The sequence below is a fragment of the Nocardioides sp. genome, from assembly GCF_035429765.1.
Classification (GTDB): domain Bacteria; phylum Actinomycetota; class Actinomycetes; order Propionibacteriales; family Nocardioidaceae; genus Nocardioides.
On record NZ_DAOMFK010000052.1, the window covers coordinates 1 to 16,290 of the forward strand.

A 16,290-nucleotide genomic window follows, 5' to 3' on the forward strand; every position below is an offset into this window, starting at 1 on the left:
GCTGGAGCAACGCGTTCCCTATAAGTCCCGATTCAACCAGAAGCGCACCCCGCTGGAGGCCGCGGTCGCGTTCCTGCTCACCGTGCTCCGAAACTATCCCCTGGGCGACCCGGGCCCCGGCGATGGGGGGCGGGCCGCTGGGCGCGGGGCCCTCCCCCGCGTACGCCGCAGCCGCGGGCGTCCCGGCGGCCGACTCCGGACCCGTCCCGGCTAGCGTCGGGGCGGTCTCCGCCGGCGGCGGGGCGGTCGGGATCAGCGCTCCCAGGCCCCGCCCCAGGCCGCGCCGTCGACCGGTGTCGTTCATGGCAGCATCCCCTTCGTCACGATCTCCCGGGCCGCCTCGAGGTAGCTCAGCGCCCCTGGCGACCCGGGGTCGTAGGTCATCACGGTCTGCCCGTAGGACGGCGCCTCCGAGACGCGCACCGAGCGGGGGATGGAGGTCTTGAGCACCTGCTCGCCGAAGTGCTCCCGGACCTCCTGCGCGACGCCCGCGGCCAGCCGGGTGCGAGCGTCGTACATGGTGACCAGGATCGTGGACACGCGCAGCCTCGGGTTCAGGTGCTTGCGGACCATCTCGACGGTCTCCAGGAGCTGCCCCAGGCCCTCGAGGGCGTAGTACTCCGCCTGGATCGGGATCAGCATCTCCTCCCCCGCCACCAGGGCGTTGAGGGTGAGCAGCCCCAGGGAGGGCGGGCAGTCGACCAGGACGAAGTCGAACCGGCCCTCCCCCGCGCCTGCCGCCGTGCCGATGGCGCCGTGCCCCTCCAGCGCGCGCAGCAGGCGGCTCTCCCGGGCCACCACGCTGACCAGCTCGATCTCGGCCCCCGCGAGGTCGATGGTCGCCGGGACCACCCAGAGGCCGTCCACATCGGGGCAGGGGACCGCCACCTCCGCGAGGGAGAGGCCGTCCACGATCAGGTCGTACGTCGAGCGCACCCCGCGGTGGTGCTCCACGTTCAGCGCCGTCGAGGCGTTGCCCTGGGGGTCCAGGTCGATCACCAGCACGCGCTGGCCGAGCTGGGCCAGGGCCGCGGCGAGGTTGACGGTGGAGGTGGTCTTGCCCACCCCACCCTTCTGGTTGGCCACGACCATCACCCGGGTCACGTCCGGTCGCGGAAGGGCCGGCCGGAGCCGGGCACTCTGCCGGGCCAGCAGCGAGTGCTCCGCCGCGCGGGCCAGGGGGGTGGTCTCATCGTCGAACACCGGTCCCGGGAGCGCGAGCTCCTCGGCGGTGCGAACCCGGAAGCCGCCCTCCTCGGCGGAGGTTTCACGTGAAACATCGGGGGAGCCGCCGCCGGATCCACCACCCTCGCCGGCCCCACCCGACCGCTCAACCTGTGGATGAACCGGCTCAACCTGTGGATATTCACGCTCAGCAGAGTGGTTGAAACCGGTGGATAACTCCGGTCCCGACTGTCCGGTGGCGTGGTCGAGCTGGCCGTCCTGGGGATCGTTCACATCGCCTCACCGCTTCTGCTTCCTGCGTCGTCGTACCGCGGCCCGCCGAGCCGGGACCTCCTCACGGGGAGGAGGCGCACCGCGCCAACCTACCTGCGCCGGTTCGGCCCAGGCCACTCGGACCACGGTGGTCGCCGCCTCGGGGATGTCGGCGGCAACCGTGAGCACCTCGGCCGGGGCACAGTGCCAGGCCTCCAGCACCGGGGCGGCGTCGAGAATCTCCGCGGCCGCGGTACTCCCCTTCATCGCCAGCAGCACCCCGTCCGGGGCCACCAGCGGCATGCTCCACTCCAGCAGCCGGGGCAGCGGAGCCACCGCCCGCGAGGTGACCACGTCGAAGCGGCCGGATCCGTGCAGCGACTCCGCCCGGCCCCGGACCACCACCACGTTGCCCAGCCCGAGCGACGCCACCACCTCCTCGAGGAACGACGTCCGGCGCAGCATCGGCTCCACCAACGTCACCTGCAGGTCCGCCCGGGCCACCGCGAGCACCACGCCGGGAAGCCCGGCACCCGAGCCGACGTCGCACACCGTCGCCTCCGGGGGGATCAGCTCGGCGAGCGCGGCACAGTTGAGGAGGTGCCGGGACCAGAGCCGGGCTCCCTCACGCGGTCCGATCAGACCACGGACGACGCCGTCGCCGGCGAGGAGCCCGGCGTACCGCTCCGCAAGAGCGAGCCGCTCGCCAGGGAAGAACAGCCGGGCCGCCTCGGGTGTTTCACGTGAAACATCGACCATGACGGCACATCAGCCGGGCAGGATCACCACGAACCGGCCGGGCTCGGCGCCCTCCGACTCCGAGACCAGCCCGGAGGCGGTCACCACGTCGTGCACGACCTTGCGCTCGAACGCGCTCATCGGGGCCAGGGCCACCCGCTCGCCACTCTCGCGCACCCGGGCGACCGCCTCCGCGGCGAGGTCGGCCAGCTCCTCGCGACGGTGCGCGCGGAAGCCGGAGATGTCGAGCATCAGCCGGGACCGCTCGCCCGTCTCGCGGTAGACCGCCAGCCGGGTGAGCTCCTGCAGGGCCTCCAGGACCTCGCCGTCGCGGCCCACCAGCTGCGAGAGGTCGGCGCCGATGATCGAGACCGCGGCCCGGTCGCCCTCGACATCCATGTCCAGGTCGCCGTCGAGGTCGGCGATGTCGAGCAACTCCTCGAGGTAGTCGGCCGCGATGTCTCCCTCGCGCTCGAGCTGCAGGACCCGCGTCGACCGGGTGTCCGAGCTCGCGGCCGCGTCCGCGGCGTCCTCCTGCGGCTCCTCCCTCGGGAGCGCCGCGTCCTCCTGGGACCCCTCGACCGCGGGCACGGCTGAATCGGCGGCCGCCTCCTGCACGTCGGAGGTCTCGTCGTGGGTCTGCTCGGTCATCGGTTCTGCTCCTGCGAGGGTGGGTGCCCCGGACGGAGGCCGGGAATGGACGGGGGGCTCGGCGGCCGGCGCGGGTGCCTAGGAGTCGGGGCGCTGTTTCTTGCGCTGCTCGCGAGACTGCTTCTTCGGCTGCTGCCGGGAGGGCGGACGAGGCTGCTCCGGCTCCACCTCACCGACCACGACCTGGCCGGTGCCCTCGCTGAAACGCTCGGGATGGCGGCGCCGGTCCCGCTCCTCCTTGGCCGCGAAGGCCGGTGTTCCGGGTGCGGGGTTGTTGCGGATCACGTAGAACTGCTGGCCCATCGTCCACAGGTTGGAGGTGGTCCAGTAGATCAGCACGCCGATCGGGAAGGCGATCCCACCGACCGCGAAGACCACCGGGAGCACGTACAGCAGCAGCTTCTGCTGCTGGGCGTACGGACCGGTCATCGCGTCGGCCGGCATGTTCTTGGCCATCAGCTGGCGCTGGGTGAGGAACGTGGTGGCCGTCATCGCCAGCACCAGCACGCCCGCGAGGATCTTGGTGTTGATGTTGTCGGCCTGGGTGAAGGTGTCGGCCAGCTTCGCCCCGAAGATCTCGGCGTTGCTCAGCGACTGCACGTCGGCCTGGGTCAGCACACCCTTGGTCTCGTCGTGCGAGGCGGCGTTGAGCAGCCGGAACAGCGCCAGGAAGATCGGCATCTGGATGATCAGCGGCAGGCAGGAGGAGAACGGGTTGGTGTTGGACTCCTTGTAGAGCGCCATCGTCTCCTGCGCGAGTCGCTCCCGGTCGTGGCCGTACTTCTTCTGCAGCTCCTTGACCTTGGGCTGGATCATCTGCATGTTCCGGCTGGCCTTGATCTGCTTGACGAACAGCGGGATCAGCGCCGCCCGGATCACCAGGGTCAGCCCGACGATCGACAGCGCCCACGACCACCCGCCGTCAGGGTCCAAGACCACGCTGAACAGGTTGTGGAAGCCGACCAGGACCACCGAGATGATCCAGTACAGCGGCCCCATGATGACCGTGCCGAGGAAGTCGAACACTCAGGCTCCTTGAGTCCGGTGGTGGCGCCCGTCCGAGGACGGGCGGGATGGCACGGGGTCGTAGCCGCCGGCAGCCCAGGGGTGGCAGCGCACTAGTCTGCGCAGGGCCAGCCAGCTGCCCTTGAGGCTGCCGTGCTCGGTGACCGCCTGCAGAGCGTACGCCGAGCACGAGGGGTGGTACCGGCAGACCTGCCCGTACAGCGGGCTGATCAGGAAGCGGTAGGCGCGCAGCAGCCAGATCAGGGGGTACTTCATGCCGCGTCCCGCTCAACCAGCCGGTCCAGGCAGCGAGCCAGGTCGGCGCGCAGCTCGGCCGAAGGGGCTCCCGCGGCCGGGGGCAGCGCGCGGACGACGAGCACGCCGCACGGCGGGAGCGAGCCGAGCCGCTCCCGGACCAGATGACGCAGCCGGCGCTTCACGCGCGTGCGGGTGACCGCGCTGCCGACGGCCCTGCTCACCACGAAGCCCACCTTGACACACGGGACCGAGTCGGCGGCCCCGGGGTCCCGGGGCGGCTCCTGCGGGGGCGACCAGTGGCACACCAGGGTGCGGCACCCGGCCCGACGGCCGGAGCGGACGGTACGACGGAAGGCCTCACCCGAGGTGAGCCGGTTCGCCTGCGGCAGCACGGGGGCCGGCTGCACGGGGCCGGGAGAGCCGGGCCTCAGACGGCCAGGCTCTTGCGACCCTTGCGACGGCGGGCGGACAGGATGGAGCGGCCGGCGCGCGTCCGCATGCGCAGGCGGAAGCCGTGCACCTTGTGGCGGCGACGGTTGTTCGGCTGATAGGTACGCTTGCTCACGAGCTTCTCCGTTGTTCTCCCGGGCTCCCGGGCTGCTTGCTGCTGGGTGTCCACGCGGCACGGCGGGCGGGAGGCCTGACACGAGGTCGGCTGGCACCGCCCACCCACGGACCGTCCGGCCCCCACGGGGGCTGGTCCATGGACATGCGGCACCGGTCGACGCCGGGCGACCTGCCAACGGTACGCGAGCCCGCTCGGCACGGTCAAACCCGCTGCCCAGGCCTGTGGATGAAGGCTTGCCGTCGCCGCGTCGGCCTTGTTACCTTCGCACCCGACCGAGGTTCCCCCACCGGGGTCCGCCTCCGTCGGCCAGACACCGTCCCGGCCACCTGGCCAGCGCAGCGACACCCGCGCTGACCTGCGGGAACGCTGAACGAACGGGGGCTCTCAGGTGCGTCTCGGAACGGCTCCACGTACCCGGTTGCTCCAGTTGCACAGCCTGTGGACAAACTTGTGGAGCCAGCACCGACCGCCTGGTCGGAGCGGCGCCGCGCCGCGACAGCCCGCGGCGGACCGAGCGTGACGAGAGAGTGATCCGGTGGACAACGACACCCCGCAGCTGGACGCCGTGTGGCGAAGCCTGGTCCGGGACCTGCTTCCCCACCAGCAGGCGTGGTTGCACTCGAGCCAGCCGGTCACCATGCACGGGGCGAACGCGATCATCGCGGTCCCCAACGACTTCACCCGCTCCCAGCTCGAGGGACGCCTGCGCGGCCAGCTCGAGGACGCGCTGAGCGAGGCCTTCGGCCGCGAGATCCGGATGGCGGTCACGGTCAACAGCGACCTCGAGGTGCCTGCCGGAACGGCCGACCCCGTTCAGGTTCCCTCATCAACAAGTAGTGAAAGTGATATATCGACAAATTCGGGGATGGGGGTCGTCCTCGACCTGCCGCTGGCTCCGGCCAGCACCCGACGCGAGAACGGGGAGCCCGCCGAGCGCGCGCGCCCGGCGGCCGCCCTCGAGACCAGGCTGAACCCGAAGTACACCTTCGAGACGTTCGTCATCGGGTCCTCCAACCGGTTCCCCCACGCCGCCGCCGTCGCCGTGGCCGAGGCGCCCGGGAGGTCCTACAACCCGCTGCTGATCTACGGCGACTCCGGCCTGGGCAAGACCCACCTCCTCCACGCCATCGGCCACTACGTGCGCAGCCTCTACTCCGGGGCCAAGGTGCGCTACGTGTCCAGCGAGGAGTTCACCAACGAGTTCATCAACGCCATCCGCGACGACCGCCAGGACCGCTTCAAGCGCCGCTACCGCGACGTGGACGTGCTGCTCATCGACGACATCCAGTTCCTCGAGGGGAAGATCCAGACCCAGGAGGAGTTCTTCCACACCTTCAACACCCTGCACAACGCGAACAAGCAGATCGTGCTGACCTCCGACCGGGCGCCCAAGAAGCTCGACGACATCGAGGACCGGCTGCGCAACCGCTTCGAGTGGGGTCTGGTCACCGACGTCCAGCCGCCCGACCTGGAGACCAGGATCGCGATCTTGCGCAAGAAGGCGGCGATGGACCGGCTCACGGCGCCGCCGGACGTGCTGGAGTTCATCGCCTCCAAGATCCAGACCAACATCCGCGAGCTGGAGGGCGCTCTGATCAGGGTCACCGCCTTCGCCAACCTCAACCGCCAGGAGGTCGACCTCACCCTGGCCGAGATCGTGCTGAAGGACCTCATCCCCGAGGGCGGCGAGCCCGAGATCACCGCCCCGCTGATCATCGCCCAGACCGCGGCGTACTTCGGGGTGACCATCGAGGACCTGACCGGTCCCAGCCGCGGGCGGCACCTGGTGCAGGGCCGGCAGATCGCGATGTACCTGTGCCGGGAGCTCACCGACCTCTCCCTGCCCAAGATCGGCGCCCAGTTCGGGAACCGGGACCACACGACGGTGATGTACGCCGACCGCAAGATCAACCAGCTGCTCGCCGAGCGGCGCTCGGTGTTCAACCAGGTCAGCGAGCTCACCAACCGGATCAAGATGCAGGCCCGGCAGGCCTGAGCCCCATCGCCCGGAGCCCCGCCGCCTCCGGCTGTGGACCACGTGTGCACCGACCCGCCCACTCCTCCACAGCCCCTGTGAGTGCGCTGCCGCCTGGCCGGGCACCACGGGACCGGATCCACACCCGGCGCCGCTCCTCCACCGGGTCTCCACAGCCGCCGTGCGTCTGCGTAGGGCCGCTGACCTGCGCAGACACCGGTCATCCACAGTTTCCACCGACGCTATGACTACCTCTCACCTACGTGGACATCAATGGTCGGTCAACGCCTGCCATGCCTCGACCTGGGGACAACGCCCCCGGTCCGCCTCGTGCGGCGCAGCCCCACATGGCAGGATGCTCACGCCACTCCCGGATCTTGGAGGTCCACCGTGAAGTTCAGCGTCGACCGAGACGTGTTCGCCGATGCTGTGGCGTGGGCGGCGCGCAGCCTGCCCGTGCGTCCCAGCGTCCCGGTCCTGGCTGGGTTGCTCGTCGAGGCGGGCGAGGACGGTCTGGTGCTCTCCAGCTTCGACTACGAGACCTCGGCCCGGGCGACCCTGACCGCCCAGGTGTCCGACGACGGCAAGGCGCTGGTGAGCGGCCGGCTGCTCGCCGACATCTGCCGCAGTCTGCCCAACAAGCCGATCGAGGTCGTCCTCGACGGTGCCCGGATGTCGCTGACCTGCGGGGCCGCCCGGTTCAGCCTGCAGACGATGCCGGTCGAGGACTACCCGAGCCTGCCCCACATGCCGGCAGCCACCGGCACCGTCGACAGCGAGCAGTTCGCGCACGCCGTCGCCCAGGCGGTGACCGCGGCGGGCCGCGACGACATGCTGCCCGTGCTCACCGGCGTCCGCATCGAGATCGACGGTGACAGCATCAGCCTGCTTGCCACCGACCGGTTCCGGCTGGCCCAGCGCGAGCTGACCTGGCACCCGCACACCGCCGACGAGTCGATCGCGGCGCTGGTCCCCGCCAAGGTCCTGGGCGACACCGCGAAGTCGCTCACGGCGGGCAGCGAGGTCACCATCGCGCTGTCCCACGGCGGCGCGGGCGAGGGGATCATCGGCTTCGAGGGCCGCGTCGCCGGCGGCGTGCGCCGCACGACGACGCGGCTGCTGGACGGGGAGTTCCCCAAGGTCCGCAGCCTCTTCCCTGCCGAGCACCTCACCACCGCCCTGGTCGACAAGGCAGCCCTGGTGGAGTCGGTGAAGCGGGTCGCGCTCGTCGCCGAGCGCAACACCGCGGTCCAGCTCGCCTTCGCCGACGGCGTACTCACCCTCGACGCCGGATCCGGCGACGAGGCACAGGCCTCCGAGTCGATCGAGGCCACCATCACCGGGCCGGAGCTCACCACCGGCTTCAACCCCCAGTTCCTGCTCGACGGACTGACCGCGATCGACGAGGCGGTCGTGGAGCTGGCCTTCACGCAGGCCTCCAAGCCTGTTGTCATCCGCGGGGCCGCGGGTGAGGATGACGGGGACACGGGGTTCCGCTACCTGCTGATGCCGCGACGCCTCCTGTCATGACCACGGCGCGACGCCACGGCGTCGGCGGCGCCCACAGCGCGCAGGAGGCACCATGCAGATCGGCCTGATCGGCCTCGGGAAGATGGGCGGCAACATGCGCACCCGGCTCCGCGAGGCGGGCCACACGGTGGTCGGCTACGACCGCAACCCCGATCTCGCCGACGTGGGCTCCCTCACCGAGCTGGTCGCGGCCCTGCCGGCCCCGCGGGTGGTCTGGGTGATGGTGCCCGCCGGCGACCCCACCCGGCAGACCGTGCACGAGCTCGGCGACCTGCTGGAGGAGGGGGACGTGGTCGTCGACGGCGGCAACTCCCGCTGGACCGACGACGTCGCGCACGCGGAGACGCTGCGCGCCCGCGGCGTGGGCTACGTCGACTGCGGGGTGTCCGGAGGGGTGTGGGGACTCACGAACGGGTACGCCCTGATGTACGGCGGCGCCGCGGAGGACGTGGCGAAGGTCCAGCCGGCCTTCGACGCCCTCAAGCCGGAGGGTGAGTTCGGGGCGGTGCACGCCGGGGCGGTCGGGGCCGGCCACTTCGCGAAGATGGTGCACAACGGCATCGAGTACGCCCTCATGCAGGCCTACGCCGAGGGCTGGGAGCTGCTGGAGAAGGTGGAGGTCGTCGAGAACGTCACCGAGGTGTTCCGCTCCTGGCGGGAGGGCACCGTGATCCGCTCCTGGCTGCTGGACCTGCTGGTGGCCGCGCTCGAGGAGGACCCCGAGCTGGCGCAGCTGCGCGGGTACGCCGAGGACTCCGGCGAGGGGCGGTGGACCGTGGAGGCGGGCATCGACCACGCCGTCGCCACGCCGGCGATCACCGCGGCGCTCTACGCACGGTTCGTGTCCCGCCAGGAGGACTCACCGGCGATGAAGGCGGTCGCCGCGATGCGCAACCAGTTCGGCGGCCACGCGGTGCGCACCCAGCCCCCCGCCGGAGGCGACATGAACCCCGACCAGTCCCCCACCGATCCGACCGGGTAGCCCAGGGCGTGTACGTCTCCCGCCTCTCCCTGCACGACTTCCGCTCCTACCTCGACCTCGACCTGGAGCTGGCGGCCGGTGCCTCGGCGTTCCTCGGCCGCAACGGCCAGGGCAAGACCAACCTGGTCGAGGCGCTGGACTACCTCTCCCGCCTCTCCTCCCACCGCGTGGCCACCGATGCGCCGCTGGTGCGGGCCGGCACCGAGCAGGCGGTGGTCCGGGCCGCGGTGGTCCGTGACGGCAGGACCGCCACGCTGGAGGTCGAGATCAACCCCGGCCGGGCCAACCGCGCCCGGGTGAACAAGGCGCCGCTGCCGCGGGCGCGCGAGCTGCTGGGGCTGGTCCGCACCGTGGTGTTCTCCCCCGAGGACCTGACCCTGGTCAAGGGGGACCCCGGCGACCGGCGCCGGTTCCTCGACGACCTGCTGGTGCTGCGCACCCCCCGCCTCGCCGGGGTCCGGGCCGACTACGACCGGGTGCTGCGGCAGCGCAACTCGCTGCTCAAGACCGCCGGCCTGGCCCGTCGCGGCTCCTCCTCCGCGGAGGCGGCGCTGTCCACGCTGGGCGTCTGGGACGCCCACCTGGCCCGGACCGGTGCCGAGCTCCTCGCCGAGCGGCTCGCGCTGGTCCACCAGCTGCGCCCCTACGTCGGCAAGGCCTACGAGGCCGTGGCCCGGGGAGCCACCCGCGAGGACGCCGACCTCACCTACCGACCCTCCTTCGAGCTCTCCGGGGCGAGCGAGCGTGCCTCGCTCACCGAGGCGCTGCTGGCCGAGCTCGAACGCCGTCGGGGAGACGAGCTGGACCGCGGCGTCTCGCTGGTCGGCCCGCACCGCGACGAGCTCGCGCTGACCCTGGGGGACGCGGACCTGCGGCTGCCGGTCAAGGGCTACGCCTCGCACGGCGAGTCCTGGTCGTTCGCGCTCGCGCTGCGGCTGGCCTCCTACGATCTGCTCCGCGCCGAGGGTGACGACCCGATCCTGATCCTCGACGACGTCTTCGCCGAGCTCGACAGCGAGCGTCGCGAGCAGCTGGCCGAGCTGGTGGCCGGAGCCGAGCAGGTGCTGGTGACCGCCGCGGTCGCCGCCGACGTACCGGCTCGGCTCGCCGGGACCCGGTACGTCGTCGCGGGGGGCGAGGTGACCCATGAGCGGTGAACCCACCGGTGGCCGGCCCAGCTCCGACGGCGCCGGTCCGGACGAGCCCGGCCCCGACGGGTCGGTGCCGACCCCCCCGGAGCCCCACGCCGACGACGGCCTGGACCTGGCCCGCGAGGTCACCCGGGCGACGACGACCGGCACGGCGGGAAGCGGAGCGGGACGACCCGGACCGCGACCGGGTCAGCGCAGGCGCGCCGGGCAGGACGGTGGTCGGTCCGGTCCGGCCCCCCGTGGCCAGGGTGGGGCGACCCTCTCCGGCGCGCACCCCGACGAGCGCGACCCGCAGCCGCTGGGAACGACGGTGGGCAGGGTGGTCGCCGACCACGGCTGGGAGCTGGAGCTGCGCGTCCACGGCGTGTTCGCCCGGTGGGCCGAGCTGGTGGGGGCCGAGGTCGCCGCGCACTCCTCCCCGGAGTCCTTCGCCGATGGCCGGCTGGTCGTGCGGACCGACTCCACCGCCTGGGCCACGCAGCTGCGGCTGCTCGCGCCGGCCCTGGTCCGCCGGCTCAACGAGGAGCTGGGCCACGGCTCGGTGAGCCTCGTCGAGGTCCTCGGGCCGCAGGCCCCGAGCTGGCGAAAGGGACCCCGCTCGGTGCGGGGCGGACGCGGCCCGAGGGACACCTACGGCTGACCCGACCGGGAGCGGGACCCGGGCGTGTGGGGGCCGGATCTGGGCCGTCGCGGCGGGGTCGGCCCGTACGGGGCCCCAGCCCACCCCCTCATCGGGCGTCCAGACCGCCTTGCACGGCCGCTGCGGGGCCACGGTCGTCCACAGTCCCCCCTCTGGGTGAGCTCCTGAGGTGGATCCAGGCCCTCAGGGCGCTATCATGGGCAGACAGGGTCGCAGGCTCCCGCGAGCGGCGACCTTCTCCATGTCAGCGGCTGTTGGAAGAGGTGCGTGTGTCCGACGAGGCCACCCCCGACGTGCAGGACCCCACCCCCGGCGACGACGAGCTCGCACCGGTCCCCCTCGAGGGGGTCACCCCCGTCACCGACGAGTACGACGCCGCCTCGATCCAGGTCCTCGAGGGCCTGGACGCGGTGCGCAAGCGCCCCGGCATGTACATCGGCTCCACCGGCGAGCGCGGCCTGCACCACCTGGTCTGGGAGATCGTCGACAACTCCGTGGACGAGAGCCTGGCGGGCTTCTGCGACCGGATCGTGCTCACCCTGCAGGCCGACGGCGGGGTCCGGGTCGAGGACAACGGCCGCGGGATCCCCACTGACGTGCACCCCACCGAGGGCATCCCCGCGGTGACGATGGCGCTCACCATGCTGCATGCGGGCGGGAAGTTCGGCGGTGGCGGCTACAAGGTCTCCGGCGGCCTGCACGGGGTCGGGGTCTCGGTCGTCAACGCGCTGTCGAGCAGGCTGGTCGTGGAGGTGAAGAACCGGCACCACCTGTGGCGGCAGTCCTTCTCCCTGGGCGATCCGGACGGGCCGCTGGAGAAGGTCCGGCGCCTGGAGAAGGGCGAGCGCACCGGCACCACCGTCATCTTCTACCCCTCCCAGGAGATCTTCGAGACCACGGCGTACTCCCTGGAGACCATCACCACCCGGATGCGTGAGATGGCCTTCCTCAACAAGGGCCTGGAGATCGTGGTGCGCGACGAGCGCCCGGTGGCCGACGAGATCGCCGAGGCGGTCCACGACGGCACCATCGACAACGCCCTGGACGTCGCCGGCAAGGACGGCATCCGGCGGGTGGAGAGCGGCGGGCTCGAGCGGGTGTTCAAGTACGACCGGGGGCTGGTCGACTACGTCGAGCACCTCAACCGGCGCAAGGACAAGGCCAACCCCACCGTCATCGACTTCGAGGCCCAGACCCCGCCCGGGGTGGACAACCACATGAGTCTCGAGGTGGCGATGCAGTGGAACACCTCGTTCACCGAGTCGGTCCACACCTTCGCCAACACCATCAACACCCACGAGGGCGGCACCCACGAGGAGGGGTTCCGGGCCGCGCTCACCACCCTGGTCAACCACTGGGGGGAGGACTGGGGACTGATCAAGAAGCGTGAGGACCGGGTCTCCGGCGACGACATCCGCGAGGGCCTGACGGCGATCCTCTCGCTGAAGATCGGCGAGCCGCAGTTCGAGGGGCAGACCAAGACCAAGCTGGGCAACACCGAGGCGAAGAGCTTCGTCCAGCGGGTGGTCAACGACCGGCTCGGGACCTGGTTCGAGCAGAACCCGGCCGAGGGCAGGGACATCATCCGCAAGGCCCAGGCCGCCGCGTCAGCCCGGATCGCCGCGCGCAAGGCGCGTGACCTGGCCCGCTCCCGCAAGGGCCTGCTCGGTCGCGGCAGCCTGCCGGGGAAGCTCGCCGACTGTCAGTCGACGGACCCGGCCGAGTGCGAGGTCTTCATCGTGGAGGGCGACTCCGCGGGCGGGTCCGCCAAGCAGGGTCGCGACCCCCGGGTCCAGGCGATCCTGCCGATCCGCGGCAAGATCCTCAACGTCGAGAAGGCCCGCATCGACAAGGTGCTCGGCAACGCCGAGGTGCAGGCGATCATCTCCGCGCTGGGCACGGGCATCCACGAGGAGTTCGACCTCGACCGGCTGCGCTACCACAAGATCGTGCTGATGGCCGACGCCGACGTGGACGGCCACCACATCAACACCCTGCTGCTGACGCTGCTGTTCCGCTTCATGAAGCCGCTGATCGAGCACGGCTACGTCTACATGGCCCAGCCCCCGCTCTACCGGCTGCGCTGGAGCAAGCCCCACGAGCACGAGTTCGTCTACTCCGACGCCGAGCGCGACGCCCTGATGCGCGAGGGCCTGGCGCAGGGCAAGAAGCTGCCCAAGGACATGCCGGTCCAGCGGTACAAGGGCCTGGGCGAGATGAACGCCGACGAGCTGTGGGAGACCACGATGGACCCGACCCAGCGGCTGATGCTGCAGGTCACCCTGGAGGACGCCGCGCAGGCCGACGAGATCTTCTCGATCCTGATGGGGGAGGACGTCGAGCAGCGCCGGTCCTTCATCCAGCGCAACGCGAAGGACGTTCGCTTCCTCGATATCTAGAACTCTAGTTCATTTCCTAGATTCCGGTAGAACTTAGCAGAGAAGGCAATCGTGACCGAGACGCCCACCGACGAGAACGGCGCCACCCCCGGCCGGATCCAGCCGGTCGAGCTGCAGGTGGAGATGCAGCGCTCCTACATCGACTACGCGATGGCGGTCATCGTCGGCCGCGCGCTGCCCGACGTACGCGACGGGTTGAAGCCGGTGCACCGCCGCGTTCTCTACGCGATGTTCGACGGCGGCTACCGGCCCGACCGAGGGTTCTCCAAGTGCTCGCGCGTGGTCGGCGACGTGATGGGTCAGTACCACCCGCACGGCGACTCGGCGATCTACGACACCCTGGTCCGGCTCGCCCAGCCCTGGGTGATGCGCGCACCGCTGATCCACGGCCAGGGCAACTTCGGCTCGCCCGGCAACGACCCGGCCGCGGCGATGCGCTACACCGAGTGCCGGATGGCGCCGCTGGCGATGGAGATGGTCCGCGACATCCACGAGGACACCGTCGACTTCCAGCCGAACTACGACGGCAAGTCGGAGGAGCCGACCATCCTGCCCAGCCGGTTCCCCAACCTGCTGGTCAACGGCTCGGCCGGCATCGCGGTCGGCATGGCCACCAACATCCCGCCGCACAACCTGCGCGAGGTCGCCGCGGGAGCCCGGTGGGCGCTGGAGCACCCCGACGCCACGCGCGAGGAGCTGCAGGACGCCCTCATCGAGCGGATCAAGGGCCCCGACTTCCCCAACGGGGCGCTGATCGTGGGCCGGCAGGGGATCGAGCAGGCCTACCGCACCGGCCGGGGGTCGATCCAGCAGCGGGCGGTCGTGGAGATCGACGAGGACGCCAAGGGCCGCACCTGCCTGGTGATCTCCGAGCTGCCGTACATGGTCAACCCCGACAACCTGGCCCTCAAGATCGCCGAGCTCGCCGACTCCGGCCGGGTGCAGGGCATCGCCGACGTGCGCGACGACTCCTCCTCGCGCACCGGCCAACGGCTCGTGGTCGTGCTCAAGCGCGAGGCGGTGGCCCGCGTCGTGCTCAACAACCTCTTCAAGCACACCGAGCTGCAGACGAACTTCTCGGCCAACATGCTGGCCCTGGTCGACGGGGTGCCCCGCACGCTCAGCGTCGACCAGTTCATCAGCAGCTGGGTGGCCCACCAGATCGACGTCATCCAGCGCCGCACCCGCTACCGGCTGGCCGAGGCCGAGAAGGACGCCCACATCCAGCGCGGCCTGGTCAAGGCGCTGGACATGCTCGACGAGGTGATCGCGCTGATCCGGCGCTCCCCCGACGTGGAGGTGGCGCAGACCGGGCTAATGGCGCTGCTGGACATCGACGAGGTCCAGGCCACCGCGATCTTGAACATGCAGCTGCGCCGCCTGGCGGCGTTGGAGCGGCAGAAGATCATCGACCGGCTGGCCGAGCTGGAGCGGGTCATCGCCGACCTCGAGGACATCTTGGCCAACGAGTCGCGGCAGCGCTCGATCGTGGTCGAGGAGCTGGGTGAGGTCGTCGCCCGCTACGGCGACGACCGGCGTACCCAGATCATCGCTGCCGACGGCGACCTGTCGATGGAGGACCTGATCCCTGACGAGGACCTGGTCGTGTCGATCACCCGGGGCGGCTACGCCAAGCGGACCCGGGCCGACCAGTACCGCACCCAGAAGCGGGGCGGCAAGGGCGTCCGCGGCGCCACCCTGCGCGGGGACGACGTCGTCGAGCACTTCATCGCCACCTCCAACCACCACTGGCTGCTGTTCTTCACCACCGCCGGGCGGGTCTACCGCACCAAGACCTACAACCTCCCCGAGGCGTCGCGCGACGCCCGTGGCGGCCACGTCGCCGGGCTGCTGTCCTTCCAGCCCGACGAGTCGATCGCCCAGGTGCTGGCGATCCGCGACTACGACCAGGCGCCGTACCTCGTGCTGGCCACGCGGGCGGGACTGGTGAAGAAGACCCGGCTGGCCGACTACAACTCCCCGCGGCAGGCCGGTGTGATCGCGATCAACTTCCGCGAGGACGGCGACGAGCTGATCGGTGCCGAGCTGGTCAACCCCGACGACGACATCCTGCTGGTCTCGCGGAAGGGGCAGGCGATCCGGTTCCGCGCCGACGACACCCAGCTGCGGCCGATGGGCCGGGCCACCTCCGGCGTCTCGGGCATGAAGTTCCGCCCCCGCGACTCCCTGCTGTCGATGTCGGTGATCCGCGCGAGCCAGGTCGCGGCCGAGGCGGCCGACCCCGGGACGGCGCCGCAGTACGTCTTCACGATGACCGACGGCGGCTTCGCCAAGCGCACCCGGATCTCGGAGTACCGGCTGCAGTCCCGCGGCGGCCTCGGCATCAAGGCGATGTCGCTGACCAACGAGGACCGCGGTGGTCTGGTCGGCGCCTTCATCGTCCAGGACGGCGACGAGATCCTGTCGATCACCGAGGCCGGCCAGGTCGTCCGCAGCCCGATCAACGACGACTTCCGGGCCACCGGACGCTCCACCATGGGGGTGAAGTTCGTGACCCCGAAGGACGGCGACGCGGTGGCCGTGGTCGCCCGCTCCGTGGAGGCCAGGGACGAGGAGGAGGAGTCTGCCCCGGTCGCGAAGTCGTCGGATCCGGCCCAGGATGCAACAATCGACGCTGAACGTTTCGACGACAGCGCGGAGAGTGAGTCCTGATGGTCGATCGCCCCGGACAGCAGCCGGCCGGCTCGGCCGCCGCTGAGACGGGCGCGGCGGCGGACCAGCAGCCACGGGTGCTCCCGCCGATGCCGGCCCCCGCCACCCCGGCGAAGCCCGGCAGGAAGACGAACAACCGGGAGGCTCCCGTGACCCAGAAGTCGACGACCGAGCACACCATGCCGATCCCCAAGGTGCGGCCCGCCCCGTCGCGGGTCGCTCCCGGCGCCGGCCCGTCGGCTTCGGGTGCGGCACCCGCAGCTCCGGCTGCTGCGGCCCCTGG

The 16,290-nt window shown here is 71.2% G+C and carries 13 protein-coding genes and 3 pseudogenes; 8 read left to right on the top strand and 8 right to left on the bottom strand.

Annotated features, from left to right (window positions below; genetic code table 11):
* The 8 genes and pseudogenes from PLP61_RS07200 to rpmH form a co-directional block, all read right to left on the bottom strand.
* Positions 1-304: pseudogene (locus tag PLP61_RS07200) on the bottom strand (hypothetical protein); the annotation flags it as partial.
* Positions 301-1,203: a ParA family protein gene (locus PLP61_RS07205; protein ID WP_324501774.1), complete on the bottom strand. Its 903-nt coding sequence runs from the start codon at positions 1,201-1,203 to the stop codon at positions 301-303. The pseudogene PLP61_RS07200 and the gene PLP61_RS07205, both read right to left, overlap by 4 nt.
* A 261-nt stretch (positions 1,204-1,464) precedes the next feature.
* Positions 1,465-2,196 carry a 16S rRNA (guanine(527)-N(7))-methyltransferase RsmG gene (rsmG, locus tag PLP61_RS07210; RefSeq protein WP_324501776.1) on the bottom strand — a complete coding sequence of 244 codons (732 nt, stop codon included), beginning with the start codon at positions 2,194-2,196 and terminating at the stop codon, positions 1,465-1,467.
* 9 nt (positions 2,197-2,205) lie between these two features.
* Positions 2,206-2,826 (bottom strand): Jag family protein, encoded by a 621-nt coding sequence (locus tag PLP61_RS07215; RefSeq protein WP_502888988.1) that lies wholly within the window; start codon positions 2,824-2,826, stop codon positions 2,206-2,208.
* 78 nt (positions 2,827-2,904) lie between these two features.
* On the bottom strand, positions 2,905-3,825 hold the full coding sequence (gene yidC / locus PLP61_RS07220) for a membrane protein insertase YidC (protein WP_502888990.1): 921 nt from the start codon (positions 3,823-3,825) through the stop codon (positions 2,905-2,907).
* Between the two features lie 27 nt (positions 3,826-3,852).
* Entirely contained in the window at positions 3,853-4,107 is a 255-nt protein-coding gene (gene yidD / locus PLP61_RS07225; RefSeq protein ID WP_324501778.1) for a membrane protein insertion efficiency factor YidD, read from the bottom strand.
* Positions 4,104-4,496: a ribonuclease P protein component gene (rnpA, locus tag PLP61_RS07230; RefSeq protein ID WP_324501780.1), complete on the bottom strand. Its 393-nt coding sequence runs from the start codon at positions 4,494-4,496 to the stop codon at positions 4,104-4,106. Before rnpA ends, yidD begins: the two co-directional genes overlap by 4 nt.
* A 20-nt stretch (positions 4,497-4,516) precedes the next feature.
* The gene (gene rpmH, locus PLP61_RS07235) at positions 4,517-4,654 is read right to left on the bottom strand and encodes a 50S ribosomal protein L34 (RefSeq protein ID WP_135267396.1); all 138 of its coding nucleotides are present in this window, start codon (positions 4,652-4,654) and stop codon (positions 4,517-4,519) included.
* Between the two features lie 538 nt (positions 4,655-5,192).
* Between rpmH and dnaA the strand changes: the two genes are divergently transcribed.
* From dnaA to PLP61_RS07275, 8 genes and pseudogenes are all read left to right on the top strand, one after another.
* The gene (gene dnaA, locus PLP61_RS07240) at positions 5,193-6,653 is read left to right on the top strand and encodes a chromosomal replication initiator protein DnaA (RefSeq protein ID WP_324501785.1); all 1,461 of its coding nucleotides are present in this window, start codon (positions 5,193-5,195) and stop codon (positions 6,651-6,653) included.
* 369 nt (positions 6,654-7,022) lie between these two features.
* Positions 7,023-8,162 carry a DNA polymerase III subunit beta gene (gene dnaN, locus PLP61_RS07245; protein WP_324501787.1) on the top strand — a complete coding sequence of 380 codons (1,140 nt, stop codon included), beginning with the start codon at positions 7,023-7,025 and terminating at the stop codon, positions 8,160-8,162.
* Between the two features lie 37 nt (positions 8,163-8,199).
* Positions 8,200-9,144 (top strand): annotated as a pseudogene (gene gnd, locus PLP61_RS07250) (phosphogluconate dehydrogenase (NAD(+)-dependent, decarboxylating)); the annotation flags it as partial.
* Between the two features lie 8 nt (positions 9,145-9,152).
* Positions 9,153-10,301, top strand: a complete 1,149-nt coding sequence (gene recF / locus PLP61_RS07255) for a DNA replication/repair protein RecF (protein ID WP_324501789.1) — start codon at positions 9,153-9,155, stop codon at positions 10,299-10,301.
* Positions 10,291-10,935 carry a DciA family protein gene (locus tag PLP61_RS07260; RefSeq protein WP_324501791.1) on the top strand — a complete coding sequence of 215 codons (645 nt, stop codon included), beginning with the start codon at positions 10,291-10,293 and terminating at the stop codon, positions 10,933-10,935. The genes recF and PLP61_RS07260 overlap by 11 nt, the downstream gene beginning before the upstream one ends.
* Positions 10,936-11,204: 269 nt before the next feature.
* Positions 11,205-13,334 (top strand): DNA topoisomerase (ATP-hydrolyzing) subunit B, encoded by a 2,130-nt coding sequence (gene gyrB / locus PLP61_RS07265; RefSeq protein ID WP_324501793.1) that lies wholly within the window; start codon positions 11,205-11,207, stop codon positions 13,332-13,334.
* Positions 13,335-13,385: 51 nt separating this feature from the next.
* Positions 13,386-16,007, top strand: a complete 2,622-nt coding sequence (gene gyrA, locus PLP61_RS07270; protein WP_324501795.1) for a DNA gyrase subunit A — start codon at positions 13,386-13,388, stop codon at positions 16,005-16,007.
* A pseudogene (locus PLP61_RS07275) lies at positions 16,007-16,290 on the top strand (hypothetical protein); the annotation flags it as partial. The gene gyrA and the pseudogene PLP61_RS07275, both read left to right, overlap by 1 nt.